Source organism: Streptomyces sp. NPDC047917, assembly GCF_043204345.1.
GTDB lineage: Bacteria > Actinomycetota > Actinomycetes > Streptomycetales > Streptomycetaceae > Streptomyces > Streptomyces sanglieri.
In genome coordinates this window covers 453,932-468,570 of sequence record NZ_JBIDCA010000003.1, presented here as the reverse complement: position 1 = coordinate 468,570, position 14,639 = coordinate 453,932, and the positions used below count along the sequence as shown (strand labels likewise).

The window sequence follows — 14,639 nt, the reverse complement described above, 5'->3', positions numbered from 1 at the left end:
CACCGGTACCGCACTGGCGGTTTCCGGACGTGGACCGGGCGGGTCCGCGGCCTTGGGCGGCCGCGGACCGGGAACCACCCTCTACCGCACCCGGCCCCGCTTCGCCTCCATGGCGAACCGGCCCTCGGCGCCCTTGCGCTTCCAGTCGCGCAGCATCTCCGACCGCATCCGGGCGTCGGTCTTGGCGACGATGCGCCGGTTCTCGCGGATCAGCTTGCGGAAGCTGTCCAGACGCCGTTCGTGCAGCGAACCGTCCTCGATCGCGGCGAGCACCGCGCAGCCCGGCTCCGACTCATGGGCGCAGTCGTGGAACCGGCACCGCTCGGCCAGCTCCTCGATCTCCGAGAAGACCTGGCCGACGCCGGCCTCCGCGTCCCAGAGCCCGACCCCGCGCAGCCCGGGGGTGTCGATCAGCACGCCCCCGGAGGGCAGGAGCAGCAGATTGCGGGTGGTGGTGGTGTGCCGGCCCTTGCCGTCGACGTCCCGCGCGGCCTGCACCTCCATCACGTCGTGGCCGAGCAGGGTGTTGGCGAGGGTCGACTTGCCGGCGCCGGAGGCCCCGAGCAGCACGCTCGTACCGCCCGAGACGACGGCGGCGAAGATGTCGACGCCCTCCCCCGTGGCGGAGCTGACGGTCAGCACCTGCACCCCGGGCGCGATGCCCTCGATGTCCTGGACGAGATGCGACAGCGTGGTGGCGTCCGGTACGAGGTCGGCCTTGGTCAGCACCACGATCGGCTCGGCGGCACCGTCCCCGGCCGGCCCCCCGCCTCCCAGCAGCGCGTCACCGCTGGAGCTGGACATGGCGAGCGCGAGGAAGCGCTCCACCCGCCCCAGGTCGAACTCGACCGCGAGCGAGAGGCAGATGACGATGTGGTCCACATTGGTGGCGAGCACCTGGCCCTCGGAGCGCTGCGAGGACGTCGAGCGGACGAAGGCGGTACGCCGCGGCAGCAGCGTCCGTACGAACTGCGGATCGCCGTCGGGGTCGACCGCGACCCAGTCGCCGGTGCAGACGATCCGCATCGGATCGCGCGGGACGACGAAGGCGGTGTCGGCGCGGAGCGTGCCCCGCGGGGTGACGACATCGCACTGCCCACGGTCCACCCGCACCACACGCCCGGGCAGCAGGCCCTGCTCGGCGTACGGTGCGAATTCGGCCGCCCACACGTCGTCCCAGCCGTACGGGGACAGCGGATGCGAAGCGGACGAGCCCTGAAGAGACGAAGCGGAGGAGGAGAAGGACTGGAAAGACAAGGGAGACCCTTCAAAGGGTGGCCCCGGCAACGCGCACACGGGCGCGCAGAGTTGCGGAGTAGGTCAGCCGGCGACCACGGGGGTGGGAATGATGCTCTTCGGGTTATGGGCAGCGCCCATCACAGTGACAGCCATCACGATCCTCACCTCCTGGTTCAAGCACGGGACCGACAGCCGGAGTTGATCTCCGCCGTCCGGAACAGTGGACACCATAGCCCGCGCCCACCGGCCGGCTCAACACATTTTTGCCGAAGCCTTCGAACGCGCCTCCCGAGCGCTCCGAACGGAGGCGGTCCGAGTCACTTCCACCGGAGATATACCGCTATCTCCCTCGATCAGGTGAAACACATGCACAACGACCGGTCCGGGGCCGTTATGGTGCCGAGCATGACCTCACCCCAGACCGCCACCGGCACGTTCACACAGGCCCAGTTGGGCACCATCACACTGATCGGATGGAGCGGCGAGCACCCCGCCGACGGCCACGATGTCGCCTTCCTGCTCGTCTACTCGCTGGGAGACGGCACGGACGGCCCCGCCGTCGGCGAGGCGGCCATGCGCATGTCCCTGGAGCGCAGCGGGCTGCCGGTCGGCAGCGGTCCGGTGTACGCCGCCGAGAACCCCGGCCTCCCGGTGAAGCTGCTGGTCCAGGCCGGGCAGGCCGTCCTCACCCTGCCCCACTTCACCGCGCAGTACCCCGCCCCGCCCGAGTGGCTGGCCGCGGCCGGCCAACGCGGCGAGGTGCACACCATGTTCGCCACCCGCCCGTGGCCCCAGGGCGCACCGGGCCGACCGGTGACCGAGGAACTGCTGCGGTCCTTCGCCGGCGACCCGGAGGTCATCACCACCTCCGCCCACTGCGTGGTCCCGGTACGGACCCTGGGCTGACCGCCCCCTCCACGCACGAGGATGCCCACCGCCCCCCGTGGCGCGGTGGGCATCCTCGTGCGTGGAGCCCTGGGGCGATGCCCCGGATTCTGCTGTGCACCGCGGTGCGGGCGACCGCGGGGGGAATCCCCGGGGCAGCCCGCACGTGGGGTGCGTCAGTCGTTGGCGACGCCGTTGCCCGAGAGCACCGGGATGTCGTCGACCAGGTGCGACAGCGGCTCGTCGCCCTTGGCCTGGACGGAGTTGTCGGCGCACTGCTGGTTCTGCGGCGAGGACAGCACGTCGATGTCCTGGACCGCGACCGGCACCAGCAGGCCGACGAGCGAACCGGCGTTGGCCTTGAGCGGCAGGCCGACACAGGCCTTGTTCAGCGTGCCCTGGACGAGCTGGACCTGCGGGCTTCCGTCGCCCCGGGTCACGCTGTTGCCGAACTCGGACACGGCGCCGTTGCCGTTGACCGACGTGGTGCCCCCGTCGTTGCCGATCGCCATGGCCGCGGGGGCCGCGGCTGCGGACAGACCGACCAGGGACACGGCCACTGCTGCGCCGGCCATCATCTTCTTCATCACGCTTCACCTTTCGGAGCGTCCCGTTGTGGAACGTACTGATCAACCCGCTACGGAAGCGTCGGTTCCGCAGTACCACTCAAAAGGGTTCGATCCGGCAAGAGTTCGACGGTTCGTGATCACCCGTCGACCGCTTCGCCGGAGGTGCGGGCCGCGGGAACCCGGCCGCCCGCGCACGGCCGGTCCGGCCCTGTCTGTGGCGCGGGCTCCGGGCCGCCGTGGGCCGCCTGCCACTCGGCGAGCAGCCGGTCGTAGATGGGTGTGCCGTCCGGCGCGTGCCGCTGCCGGTCGCGGGAGCGTTGACTGTCGTACTGGTCCATGTGTGGCACCTACCCGGTGCGGCGGATGACGCCTGCCCGCACTACGGCAACCGGCCCAGTCCACCCGCCCCTTCGAGGGGCCGCCGCACCCCGGGCACACGAGCGGGGCCGGCACGTCCGGGCGGCCGGAGAACGGCTGCCGCGTGGATGTGACGACCCCACAGGTGATGCGGTCACTACTTGCAGGCGGGCTCGAAGCTGCCCGCGGCACGCTCCCCTGCCGGTTCAAAGAAGCCGGCGAGGAGCGTCCGGAGCGGTACGGGCCTCAGTTGTTGCCGGCGCCGTTGCCGGAGAGGATCGGGATGTCGTCCAGGATGTGCGAGAGCGCCTCGTCACCCTTGGCCTGGGTGGAGTTCTCCGTGCACTGCTGGTTCTGCGGCGAGGCCAGGACGTTGATGTCCTGGACCGAGATCGGGATGGCCCCGAGGACCGAACCGACGTTGGCCTTGGCCGGCAGCGCGATGCAGGGCTTGTTGAGCGAGCCCTGGATGAGCGCGAACTGCGGGCTCATGTCACCGTGGGTGGCGGAGTTGCCGTACGACTGGACGGCGTCGTTGCCGTTGACCGACGTCGTGCCGCTGTCGTTGCCGATGGCCATGGCCTGCGGGGCGATCGCGGCGGAGACGCCGACGATCGAAGCAGCGACTGCTGCCGAGGCCATAATCTTCTTGATCATGAATTAGCCCTTCTGGGGTTTTCTGTTGCCCGCCTGTCCGGAGCGTCCTGATCAACTCACGACGACGGGGATGGTTGTGCCGATTCACTCGAACGGTGCTTTTACGTTCGGTTGTTCGCCGAATTCGCAGCACCGGAGGAATACGAGAGTCCGGGACCGGCGGGGAACTGCCGCGACGCTACCGGTCAGCCGCCGGCCGGCAGCCCGCCGATGAGCGGGGCCGCCCCCTTGGCCGCACCGGTGGCCTGGTCCGCCAGCTTGGTGACGGTGCCGTTCTTCTGCACCGACTCCGCGGCGCCGCCGACCGTGTCGACGATCGGGTCGACAGCCTGCGGGGCGCTCTCCACCACCTGGTTGATGCCTCCGTTGAGGCTGAAGTTGGGGGCCGTGGCGTTGGTGACGGCGAAGGCGGGAGCAGCCGTTCCGAGAGCAACCACGGAACCGGCAACGAACGCAGCAGTCTTCGCGTACTTCACTTTCGGGTTCCCTTCTGCAGCGGCATCTGTTCGGTCGCACACCCGCACCGCACGAGCCTTCTTTAGCCGTGCCATCTGCCGCTTTCGCCCTGGGTAACGATGCGGTTGCGACACGGCAACTGGATGGGGTCGCCCTTTTCTGCGGGACCACCCGATCGAATGCCGGGGAGAAAGAGGGATGGCCCCGGATCGCGTCGAAATGCGATCCGGGGCCATCCGGTCACGAGCGTTCAGCCCGTCCGACCATGGGTCAGACGTTGGCGCAGGTGTTGCCGAAGGCGGGGTTGATCAGACCGATCACGCTCACGGTGTTGCCACAGGCGTTGATCGGGATGTGCACCGGGATCTGGATGGAGTTGCCGGAGATGACGCCCGGGGAGAGGGCGGCGCCGCCCTCGGCGCCCGAGTCGGCGAAGGCGGGGGCGGCGGCACCCACGGCCATCAGGGTTCCGGCGGCAATGGCGGCAACCTTGGTGTACTTCACTTTGTTCCCTTTCTTCGACGGAGTCCGAGGCGGCCACGTCTTTCGTGCCGCACGAGCGCGATACCAATCACCCGTAACTCCGCCGCTGCAATTCATAACGATTTAAGACCGTAGTCGAAACTCTTCGGCCAGAAGATTCTCAGAAAATCGCCCGAATGACGCAATGTCGATCACTCGATATCACCGACGCGATCTTCCGACAATCCGATGCGTCCATTCCGGTGAATGGCAGCAACAGGCCCGGGCCGCGCGGAGGAGGAACGCCGGCGGCCCGGGCCTGTCGTTACGGCTGGATCGGCTGCGGATCAGTTGTTGCCGGCACCGTTGCCGGAGAGCACCGGGATGCCGTCCAGGATGTGCGACAGCGGCTCGTCGCCCTTGGCCTGGGTGGAGTTCTCGGTGCACTGCTGGTTCTGCGGCGAGGACAGCACGTTGACGTCCTGGACCGCGATCGGGATCAGGCCGATGAGCGAACCGGCGTTGACCTTGGCCGGCAGGCCGATGCAGGGCTTGTTCAGGCTGCCCTGGACCAGGCCGAACTGCGGGCTGCCGTCGCCGTGGGTCTCGGCGTTGCCGAACGACTGCGAGGCTCCGTTGCCGTTGACCGAGGTCGTACCGCCGTCGTTGCCGATGGCCATGGCCTGCGTCGCGCCCAGACCGAGGATGGAGGCGGCAACGGCACCCGTAGCCAGAACCTTCTTGATCACGATTAACCCTTCTCGTACTGGATGCCCCGTACCGGAGCCCCCTGCCCAACTCGCCACCGGGCGTTTGGTTCTCTCCATTCACCCGAATGCCCAGGGGTACGTACAGCAGTACGAAACGGCGCTCCGGAGGGGTGCTGACGGAATCGTTCCGCCTCGTTGCACCGCCCGCCCCCAGCGGTCTTTTCCGCCCGGCGCGTCAGGCGTCAATAACACGTCGCACGGAGCCTGAACCGGTCTGTTCACATACCCCATTCGGGTGGTTACACAATTTCCACGGCATTGCGAGTTTCCTCAACAAGTCCTCCTCGTTATGAGTGACACAAGCGTGCAGGTTCGGGCGCTTGACCGGCAGAAGCAGGACTCATCAACACGAAGAACGCCTCTTCGTGGTCTCTGCGCTTTCCGTGACCGCCGCTTGCCGAGTCATGCACGGGCGCCGCCGGGAGGGCCTCCCGGCGGTCTCCGCACCGGCCTGATGAATGAACAGCGAGCGTTCAGCTCGCGCGGAATGTCCTAAGAAGGGGCAACCAATGCGAAAAGCCTTGAGTAAGAGCTTGCTGGTGATGGCGGCGGCGTCAGGGATCCTGACCGCAGCCGGTGGATACGCGTTCGCGGATGCCTCTGCCGATGGCGCGGCCGTCGGTTCGCCCGGCGTCGGCTCGGGCAACAACGTGCAGGTGCCGGTGCATGTACCGGTCAACGTGTGCGGCAACACGGTGAACGTGATCGGCCTGCTGAACCCCGCGTTCGGCAACGAGTGCGTGAACAAGGGCGGATCCGGCACCGGGGACCAGGGGGCGAGCGCCGAGGGCGTCGCGGTCGGCTCCCCCGGCGTGCTGTCCGGCAACAACGTGCAGGTTCCCGTGGACGTTCCGGTCAACGTGTGCGGCAACACCGTCGATGTCATCGGTGCGCTGAACCCGGCGTTCGGGAACAAGTGCGGCAACGAGTCCGGCGGGCACGAGACCCCGCCGCCGGTCCACCCGCCGCACAAGCCCCCGGTGCACCCGCCGCACAAGCCTCCGGTGCATCCCCCGCACAAGCCCCCGGTCCACCCGCCGCACAAGCCGCCGACGACGCACAAGCCTCCGCACCACCACCACCCGGACTGCCCTCCCACGCACCACAAGCCGCCCACCCACCACAAGCCTCCGACGCACCACGAGCCGCCCACGCACCACCAGCCCCCGACGCACCACCAGCCGCCCACCCACCACCAGCCCCCGGCGCACCACCAGCACTGGGACCACCACCAGCACTGGAACCACCACACTCCGGCCAAGCACCACAAGCCGCCGCAGCTGGCGCACACCGGTGCCGACGCCAACCTGGGAATGGCCGGTGGGGCCGCCGCGGCCATGGTGCTCGGTGGAACCCTGCTGGTCCGCCGTACCCGCGTCTCGAAGGACTGACCTCAGCGGTGAATAGTCGCTAGACAGCGGAGCTGACAACAGCGGTCCGTCGTCGCAGCCGGGGCTGCGACGACGGACCGCTGTTCTTCGTCTCAGCCGGCTCACACCCGGCTGAGACCCGCCCGGTCCAGGCAGGCCGCGATCTCGGCGGTCTCCGCCGCGTCCAGGCGGCGCATCGGCGCACTCATCGCGTTCGTCCCGATGATCCCGCGCAGCACGAGTGCCGTCTTGAAGGCGCCGAGGCCCGCGGCGGTGGCGGACGCCGTGCCGGGGCGGGCCGCGCGGATGATGTCGAAGAGCGCGACCAGGCGGTCCTGTTCGGCCCTGGCCGCGGCCCAGTCGCCCCGGACCGCTGCCTCGTGCAGACGTACGTAACCGTGCGGGTCCACATTGCCGAGCCCGGGGACCGAACCGTCCGCCCCGGCCAGCATCATCGCGTCGACCACCAGTTCGTGCCCGGTGAGCACGGAGAACTCCGGGAGTTCACGGGCCCCGACGGCCAGGCGGCGGAACGAGCCGTCGTCACCGCTGGAGTCCTTCACCCCGGCCAGCACACCGTCCGCGGCGAGCGGCAGCAGCAGTTCCGGGTCGAGCTTGCTGTGTACGCAGACCGGTACGTCGTACGCCAGGACCGGCAGGTCGAGGGCTGCGGCGATGTCACGGAAGTGGCGGTCGATCTCGGTGGGGTGCGTGCGTGTGTAGAAGGGGGCGGTGACGACCACGGCGTCGGCGCCGAGTCCTTCGGCGGCGCGGGCCCGCTCGATCGCCCGGTCGGTGGTGGTCTCGATCGCTCCGACGAGTACCGGGACCTGGCCGGCGCAGGCGGAGGCGATGACCTCGATGACCTCGTTCTGCCGGCCCGGCGTCAGATAAGCGGTCTCGCCGGAGCTGCCGAGCGCGAACAGGCCGCTGACGCCACCGTCGAGCAGATGGCCCACGACCCGCTCCAGAGAAGGACGGTCGATCTCGCCGTCCTCTGTGAGCGGGGTGACGACGGGCGGGATCACGCCGGTCCAGAGGGGGTTCCGGGCGGTCATACGGTGCTCCTTGCGGATGGTACGGGGGACGCGGGGATCTGGGGGTGGACGCAGTGCCAGCGGTGTCCCTCCGGGCCGGACGTCGCGGCGGGGAAGGACGTGGCGCAGGCGTCGTCCGCCTTCCAGCAGCGCGTGCGGAACGGGCAGCCGGACGGCGGGTTGGTGGCGGAGGGGACAGGACCGGTGAGCACGATGCGCTCGGTGGACTCCAACAGGCTCGGCGTCGCGGAGAGCAGCGCCTCGGTATAGGGGTGCGCCGGCGCGCCCGCCACATCGGCCGCCCGCCCTTCCTCGACGATCCGGCCGAGGTAGAGGACGGCGAGGCGGTCGGCGAGGTAGCGCACGGTCTGGATGTCGTGCGAGATGAACACCATGCCGAGCCCCAGGCGTTCCCGCAGGTCGACCAGGAGGTTGAGGACCTGGGCCCGTACGGAGACGTCGAGGGCGGAGGTCGGTTCGTCGGCGACGATCAGTTCCGGTTCGAGGGCCAGGGCGCGGGCGATGGCGACGCGCTGGCGCTGGCCGCCGGAGAGCTGTCCGGGGAGCGCGGCGAGGGTGTGGGCGGGCAGGCCGACCAGGTCCAGGAGTTCTTCGACGCGCGCCTCGCGCGCCTCGCGGGTGCCCCGTCCGTGCACGTCGAGCGGGTCGCGGAGGATCCGGCGGACCGTGAGCCGGGGGTTGAGGGCGGTGGACGGGTCCTGGAAGACGACTCCCACGGCGGAGCCGAAGTCGTCGCGGCGCTCGGCCGCCGACATCGCCCACAGGTCGCGGCCGTGGAAGCGGACCTCGCCCTCGGTGGGCTTCTGCAGTCCGGTCAGTACCCGGGCCAGGGTGGACTTGCCGCAGCCGGACTCGCCGACCAGGCCGACGATCTCGCCGCGCCCGACCTCCAGCGTGGCATCGGTGAGGGCGTGCACGGCGTCGCGGCGGAAGAGCCCGCCGCTGCGCGCCTTGTGGCGTACGTGGACGCCGTCGATCCGGATCACCGGGCGCTCCCTTCCAGTTGTGCGGCCTTCGCGGGGTGGTGGCAGGCGAAGCCGTGGTCCTTCGTGGTGTCGGGTGCGGTGAGTTCGGGCGCGGTGGTGCGGCACAGGTCGGTGGCGGCGTCGCAGCGCGAGGCGAAGCGGCAGCCGGTGCCGAAGCCCTGGGGCGCGGGGACGATGCCGCGGATCTGGTGCAGCCGGTCGGCGCCGGCCTCCAGGGAGACGACCGAGCCGAGCAGGCCGCGGCTGTAGTGGTGGGTGGGGCCGGTGAGTACGGAGCGGGTGGCGCCGATCTCGGCGAGGCGCCCCGCGTACATCACGGCCACGCGGTGCGAGAGGTCACCGACGAGCGCGAGGTCGTGCGAGACGAGGACCATGGCGAAGCCGAGTTCGTCGCGCAGCTCCACGAGCAGTTCGACGACCTGGGCCTGGACGGTGACGTCGAGGGCGGTGGTCGGTTCGTCGGCGATGAGCAGGCGGGGGTCGCGGGAGAGCGCCATGGCGATCAGGACGCGCTGGCGCTGGCCGCCGGAGAGCTCGTGGGGGTAGCTGCGCAGGGTGCGTTCGGGGGCGAGGCCGACCAGTTCCAGGAGTTCGGCCGGGGTCTTCGTACCGCCGCGCGAGGTGAGCTGCTTGAGCTGTGTGCCGACGAGGACGGAGGGGTTGAGGGAGGAGAGCGCGTCCTGGTAGACCATCGCGATCTCCGGGCCCATCAGTGCGCGGCGTTCCTTGGGAGACAGTTCCAGGAGGTTCCGGCCGCGGTACAGGATCTCGCCGCCGACCTCGGCGTTGCGGGCGAGCAGGCCCATGACGGCGAGGCTGGTGATGGACTTGCCGCAGCCGGACTCGCCGACCAGACCGAGGGTCTCGCCCTCGTGGACGGTGAAGTTCAGCGAGTCGACGACGGGGATCTGCCCGTAGCGGTCGGGGAAGCGGATCGACAGGTCACGCACGACGAGCAGTTCGGCGGCGTCGTCCGGTACCGGGGTGATGGCCGGCCCGGTGGCGTTGATGCGGTCGGCGAGCCGGGTGAGGGCGGCGTCGATGTCCGCGGTGGCGGCGGCCTCGACCGGGTCGGGGGCGGTGGCCGCGGTGGGGTCGGCGGCGGCCTTGGCGCGGCCGGGCGCGGCGGAGGCGTCGGTGAGGCCCTCGGAGAGGATGTTGAGGGCGAGGACGGTGATCAGCAGGGCGAGACCGGGGAAGAAGGTGGCCCACCAGCCGCCGGCGAGGAGGATCTGCCGACCGTAGGCGAGGACGCTGCCCCAGCTGGGGTCGGGGTCCTGCACTCCGGCGCCGATGAAGGAGAGACTGGCCTCGAAGATGATCGCCTCGGCGACCATGACGGTGGCGAACACCATGACCGGGGCCATGCAGTTGACGGCGACGTGGCGGAGCACGATGTAGCTGCGCCGGGCGCCGATGACCTTCTCGGCGGCGACGTAGTCCTCGCCGTACTGGGCGAGGACATTGGCGCGGACCACGCGGGCCAGCGACGGGGTGTAGACGAAGGCGATGGTGAAGATGATCACCGGGACGCTGGTGCCGAAGACCGCGACGAGGACGGCGGCCAGCGCGATCGGCGGGAACGACATGACGACGTCGAGGGTCCGCATCACGGACTCGTCGCCGAGCTTGCGGGAGGTCGCGGCGACCGAGCCGAGCAGCGAACCGGCGATCAGCGCCACGGCGGTCGCGCCGAGGCCGATGACCAGCGAGTAGCGGGAGCCGTGCACGACGCGGGCGAACACGTCGCGCCCGGCCCGGTCGGTGCCGAACCAGTGGGCGCCGTCGGGTGCCTGCACCGGGGTGCCGGTGGTCAGCGGGTCCTGGGTGAACAGTGGGGCCAGTACGGCGCCGAGTACGACGACGATCAGTACGCCGAGGGCGATGCGGGAGGTGACCGGGAGGGAGCGGAACGCGATGCCCGGTCGGGACAGTTTGTTGGCCAGACGGCCGGTGGCGAACATGTCACACCGTCCTGATGCGCGGGTTGACCAGCAGATAGAGCAGGTCGACGATGACGTTGACCACCAGGAACGCGATGGCGATGGTCAGTACGGTGCCCTGGACCAGGGCGACATCGCCGCCGGTGACACCTTCGAGGATGAGCTTGCCCATGCCGGGCAGGTCGAAGATCGCTTCGATGACCACCGCGCCGCTGAGCATGTAGCCGACCTTGATGCCGAGCACGGTCAGCGGGGTGACGAGCGCGTTGCGCAGCACCGAGCGGATCACCAGCAGCGGTGGGAGGCCGTTGCCCCGGGCGGTGCGTACGTAGTCGCGGTCGAGCTCGGCGACCATCGAGGTCCGTACGAGGCGGGCGAGGGACGCGGAGACCGGGAGCGCGAGCGAGATCGCGGGCAGGGCCATGGTGGTGAGCCAGCCGCTGAAGGAGTCGGCCGGATTGGTGTAGCCGCCGGTCGGGAAGATCCGGGTGTTCAGGGCGAACTGCTGGATGAGGAGCACCCCGAGCCAGAAGGAGGGGATGGCGACCCCGGCCATGGAGACCACCCGGAACAGCTGGTCGGGCCAGCGGTCCCGGTACATCGCGCCGACCACTCCGAACAGCACCGCCAGGACGACCGCGAGGAGCAGTCCGAGCAGGGTGAGTTGGAGGGTGAGCGGGAATGCGGCCGTGATGCGGTCGGCGACGGGCTGGCTGGGCGGGACGGTCATCCCGAGGTCGAGGTGGAGCAGTTGGCCGAGGAAGTGGAAGTACCTGACCGGGAGGGGGTCGTTGAGGCCGTTGGCCTCGGCGAAGGCCGCTCGGGCCTCGGGGGTGGCGCTCTCCCCGAGCGCGTTGAAGGCCGGGTCGACCGGCGAGAACTGCAGCACCACGAAGACGAGCAGCGCGATGCCGAGGATCATCACCGGCATCATCGCGACGCGACGCAGCGCGAGCCGGAGAAAAGCAACCATCGTCGGGTTCCTTGCGGTTGGGCGGTCTGGCGGTCCTGGCACGGGGCGGGCGCCGGGCGGGGCGGGCGCCGGGGCGTGCGGGGCGCGGGGTGTCGGACCGGTCTGTCGGCCACCTGTGACGTGTCACGGGAGCGGTGTCCGCAGTGCGGGGGCTCGGTGACATGGCACCGGTGGCCTGTCACAGCTGGCCTGTCACCGGTGACCTGCTACCAGTGGCCTGTCACCGGTGACCTGCTACAGCGATGACATGTCACTGGTGACCTGCCACAGCGATGACATGTCACTGGTGGCCTGCTACCGGTGGCCTGTCACTGATGACTTGCCACAGCAATGACATGTCACCGGTGACCTGTGCGCTTCGGTCAGGCGCGGCTGACGTCCAGGAAGGAGAGGCCCGTGGTGGGCAGCGGCTTGAAGCCGGGCAGGGCCTTCTCGTTCCATGCCGTGGGCAGCTTGCGGTGGAGGATCGGGTAGAGCGCGGCCTCGTCGGCGACCAGGTCGGTGACCTCGCCCCACAGTTCCTTGCGCTTGGCCTCGTCGGCGGCCTGGGCGGCCTTGTCGAGGGTCTGCCTGACCTTCTTGTACGCCGCGTCCTTGCCCCAGCCGTACCGGCTCTCGGGCCAGAAACCGTAGTAGAACCAGCGCAGCAGGAGGTCGGCGTCGTTACCGAAGACGGACGGGTCGCCGGGGGCGACCAGCACCTCGAAGGCGCCCTTGTCGACCTTGGCGTACTGGGCCGGGGACTGGGCGATGTCGAGGGTGACCTTGACGCCGGCCGCCTCCCAGCTCTCCTTCAGCAGCGGGGCGATGTCCTTGACCCAGCCGGTGTCGGTGGTGAGGACGGTGAAGGAGAGGTTCTCGGCGCCCGCGTCGGCGAGCAGCTTCTTGGCCTTCGCCACGTCGTGGCTGTAGACCGTGGCGGCCTTGTGGTAGTCGGGGTGGGTGGCGGGAACGTACCCGGTGGCGGCTGCGGCGTTGCCCACCATCGCCGTCGAGATGATCTTCTCGGTGTCCAGTGCGTAGTGCAGTGCCTGGCGCACCCGCTTGTCCGCGAATCGCTTGTCGGCGGTGTTGAACATCAGGAAGAGCAGACCGAAGGACTGCACGGACTCGGTCTTCGAGGCACCGGCGAGGCGCTTGACGTCGATGTAGGGAACGTCCTCGATGGCCTGGACCCGGCCGGACTCCATGGCGCTGACGCGGGCGGACTGGTCGGACATCAGCCGCCAGACCATCTTCTTCGCCCTGGCCGGGTGGGGGCCGTTGTACTTGTCGTACGCCTCGAAGACGATCTTGTCCTCGCGGGTCGCCTCGATGAACCGGTACGGTCCCGAGCCGACCGGCTTGGCGTCGAAGGCCTTCGGGTCCGGCGCGACGATCTCCTTCGGGACGATCCGGGCCACGGCGATGCGGGACGGGAAGAGCGCGAACGGGTACTTCAGCTTGAACTCGACCGTGCCGGCGTCGACGGCCTTCACCGTGTCGATGAAGGGCACGAACTGCGCCATGAGCGAGGCGTTCTTCGGGTCCAGGATGCGCTCGAAGCTGAACACCACGTCGTCGGCGGTGACCGGCGATCCGTCGTGGAAGGTCGCGCCCGTGCGGAGCGTGGCCCGGTAGGTGGTGGGGTTGATCTTCTTCGGCAGCTCGGTGGCAAGCGCGGGACGGGCCACGAGTGTTGCCGGATCGAGATCCACGAGGCCCTCGAAGATGTGCATATTGGCGGCGTACGGGGTGGCGCCCGAGGTGATCATCGGGTCGAAACCCGTCGACAGGGGGTACGAGAGACCGGCCTCGATCAGGCCGCTGCCGCTGCCCTTGTCCGCCGTGCCGTCGGCGGTCGACGACGGGCCGCCGCAGGCGGAAAGGCTCGCCGTGATGGCGGCGGCGGCACCGACGGCGCCGGTGTAACGCAGGAAGGTGCGGCGCTCGACACCGGCTGGTCTCAGCTCGGGCACGGGTCCTCCAGGGACGTCGAAGGTGGAACGTGAGGGGGATCTGGCGGGGAAACGGGGGGTGGGACGCAGGATCACGAGGGATCAGGAACCCCAGGCATCGGACGTCAGATGTCTGATGCCTTGATAGCGTGGGAACGTAGCTGGACAATCGAGAGGGGTCAAGAGGTGGGGAGTTCACATATGTCCGGTGCGAAGCCCGGCCGGCAGCTGCTCCGGCAGGAAGTGGTCGAGGGCATCAAGCGCTACATCCTCGAAGAGCGCCTTCGCCCCGGGGATCCGCTGCCCACCGAGCCGGCCCTGTGCGAGGCGCTCGGCGCCAGCCGGTCCAGCGTCCGCGAGGCGGTCAAGATCCTCGCCGCGCTGGACATCGTGGAGGTGCGGCACGGGCACGGCACGTACGTGGGCAGGCTGAGCCTGTCGGCCCTGGTGGAGAGCCTGACCTTCCGCGGACTGCTCTCCCCCGACGACGACTTCCAGGTGATGGCCGACCTCGTCGACGTACGCGAGCTCTTCGAGCGCGGGATGGCCGACCGGATCGTCTCGCTGCTCAGCGCGGAGCAGCTCGACAAGCTCGACGGCCTGGTCACCACGATGCGCAGGACCGGCGCCCAGGACGGGCACGGCTTCGTCGAGGCGGACCGGGCGTTCCACGCGTTGCTGGTGGCACCGCTCGGCAATGAGCTGATCGGCCAGCTCTCGATGGCCTTCTGGGACGTGTACACGATCGTCGCGCCGCACCTCGACGGATTCACGCACGCCGACGAGATGGCGACGATCGCGGCCCACCAGAACATCGTGGACGCCGCACGGGCCGGGGACATCACCGGTTTCATGAAGGCGCTGGGCGAGCACTACGCCCCGGTCAGGCGCCGGATCTCCGAGGCCCGCGCCCGCGACAGCGCCCTGGACTGAGCGGCGGACCGGCACCACCGGCCCCGGACCGTGATCCGCCGGCC

The 14,639-nt window shown here is 69.6% G+C and carries 15 protein-coding genes; 3 read left to right on the top strand and 12 right to left on the bottom strand.

The window, feature by feature from the left end; all coding sequences use genetic code 11:
- Nucleotides 1–81: 81 nt before the first annotated feature.
- On the bottom strand, nucleotides 82–1,257 hold the full coding sequence (rsgA, locus tag ACGF8B_RS08940) for a ribosome small subunit-dependent GTPase A (RefSeq protein ID WP_392736128.1): 1,176 nt from the start codon (nucleotides 1,255–1,257) through the stop codon (nucleotides 82–84).
- 387 nt (nucleotides 1,258–1,644) lie between these two features.
- Here rsgA and ACGF8B_RS08935 point away from each other — a divergent pair, with 387 nt between their 5' ends.
- The gene (locus tag ACGF8B_RS08935) at nucleotides 1,645–2,145 is read left to right on the top strand and encodes a DUF5949 family protein (RefSeq protein WP_392736126.1); all 501 of its coding nucleotides are present in this window, start codon (nucleotides 1,645–1,647) and stop codon (nucleotides 2,143–2,145) included.
- Between the two features lie 155 nt (nucleotides 2,146–2,300).
- Here ACGF8B_RS08935 and ACGF8B_RS08930 read toward each other — a convergent pair whose 3' ends face one another.
- From ACGF8B_RS08930 to ACGF8B_RS08905, 6 genes are all read right to left on the bottom strand, one after another.
- Nucleotides 2,301–2,711, bottom strand: a complete 411-nt coding sequence (locus ACGF8B_RS08930; RefSeq protein ID WP_384753860.1) for a rodlin — start codon at nucleotides 2,709–2,711, stop codon at nucleotides 2,301–2,303.
- A 119-nt stretch (nucleotides 2,712–2,830) separates the two neighbouring features.
- Nucleotides 2,831–3,031 carry a hypothetical protein gene (locus tag ACGF8B_RS08925; RefSeq protein WP_392736123.1) on the bottom strand — a complete coding sequence of 67 codons (201 nt, stop codon included), beginning with the start codon at nucleotides 3,029–3,031 and terminating at the stop codon, nucleotides 2,831–2,833.
- Nucleotides 3,032–3,296: 265 nt separating this feature from the next.
- Nucleotides 3,297–3,707: a rodlin gene (locus tag ACGF8B_RS08920; RefSeq protein WP_392736120.1), complete on the bottom strand. Its 411-nt coding sequence runs from the start codon at nucleotides 3,705–3,707 to the stop codon at nucleotides 3,297–3,299.
- 185 nt (nucleotides 3,708–3,892) lie between these two features.
- Nucleotides 3,893–4,183, bottom strand: a complete 291-nt coding sequence (locus ACGF8B_RS08915; protein ID WP_342281341.1) for a hypothetical protein — start codon at nucleotides 4,181–4,183, stop codon at nucleotides 3,893–3,895.
- 250 nt (nucleotides 4,184–4,433) lie between these two features.
- Nucleotides 4,434–4,667 (bottom strand): chaplin, encoded by a 234-nt coding sequence (locus tag ACGF8B_RS08910; RefSeq protein ID WP_392736117.1) that lies wholly within the window; start codon nucleotides 4,665–4,667, stop codon nucleotides 4,434–4,436.
- Between the two features lie 305 nt (nucleotides 4,668–4,972).
- A complete protein-coding gene (locus ACGF8B_RS08905) occupies nucleotides 4,973–5,374 on the bottom strand; it encodes a rodlin (protein ID WP_392736115.1) in 402 nt (133 codons plus the stop codon).
- Nucleotides 5,375–5,904: 530 nt separating this feature from the next.
- Here ACGF8B_RS08905 and ACGF8B_RS08900 point away from each other — a divergent pair.
- Nucleotides 5,905–6,786 carry a chaplin gene (locus ACGF8B_RS08900; RefSeq protein WP_392736112.1) on the top strand — a complete coding sequence of 294 codons (882 nt, stop codon included), beginning with the start codon at nucleotides 5,905–5,907 and terminating at the stop codon, nucleotides 6,784–6,786.
- A gap of 101 nt (nucleotides 6,787–6,887) precedes the next feature.
- On the opposite strand, the gene ACGF8B_RS08895 is transcribed toward ACGF8B_RS08900, so the two are convergent.
- The 5 genes from ACGF8B_RS08895 to ACGF8B_RS08875 form a co-directional block, all read right to left on the bottom strand.
- On the bottom strand, nucleotides 6,888–7,823 hold the full coding sequence (locus ACGF8B_RS08895; protein WP_392736109.1) for a dihydrodipicolinate synthase family protein: 936 nt from the start codon (nucleotides 7,821–7,823) through the stop codon (nucleotides 6,888–6,890).
- Entirely contained in the window at nucleotides 7,820–8,809 is a 990-nt protein-coding gene (locus tag ACGF8B_RS08890) for an ABC transporter ATP-binding protein (protein ID WP_392736107.1), read from the bottom strand. Before ACGF8B_RS08890 ends, ACGF8B_RS08895 begins: the two co-directional genes overlap by 4 nt.
- Nucleotides 8,806–10,773 (bottom strand): dipeptide/oligopeptide/nickel ABC transporter permease/ATP-binding protein, encoded by a 1,968-nt coding sequence (locus ACGF8B_RS08885; RefSeq protein ID WP_392736105.1) that lies wholly within the window; start codon nucleotides 10,771–10,773, stop codon nucleotides 8,806–8,808. Before ACGF8B_RS08885 ends, ACGF8B_RS08890 begins: the two co-directional genes overlap by 4 nt.
- Before the next feature lies 1 nt (nucleotide 10,774).
- Entirely contained in the window at nucleotides 10,775–11,725 is a 951-nt protein-coding gene (locus ACGF8B_RS08880) for an ABC transporter permease (protein WP_124721262.1), read from the bottom strand.
- 362 nt (nucleotides 11,726–12,087) lie between these two features.
- Nucleotides 12,088–13,683: an ABC transporter substrate-binding protein gene (locus tag ACGF8B_RS08875; RefSeq protein WP_392736102.1), complete on the bottom strand. Its 1,596-nt coding sequence runs from the start codon at nucleotides 13,681–13,683 to the stop codon at nucleotides 12,088–12,090.
- A 180-nt stretch (nucleotides 13,684–13,863) separates the two neighbouring features.
- Between ACGF8B_RS08875 and ACGF8B_RS08870 the strand changes: the two genes are divergently transcribed.
- Nucleotides 13,864–14,595 (top strand): FadR/GntR family transcriptional regulator, encoded by a 732-nt coding sequence (locus tag ACGF8B_RS08870; protein ID WP_392736099.1) that lies wholly within the window; start codon nucleotides 13,864–13,866, stop codon nucleotides 14,593–14,595.
- The last annotated feature ends 44 nt before the right edge of the window (nucleotides 14,596–14,639 follow it).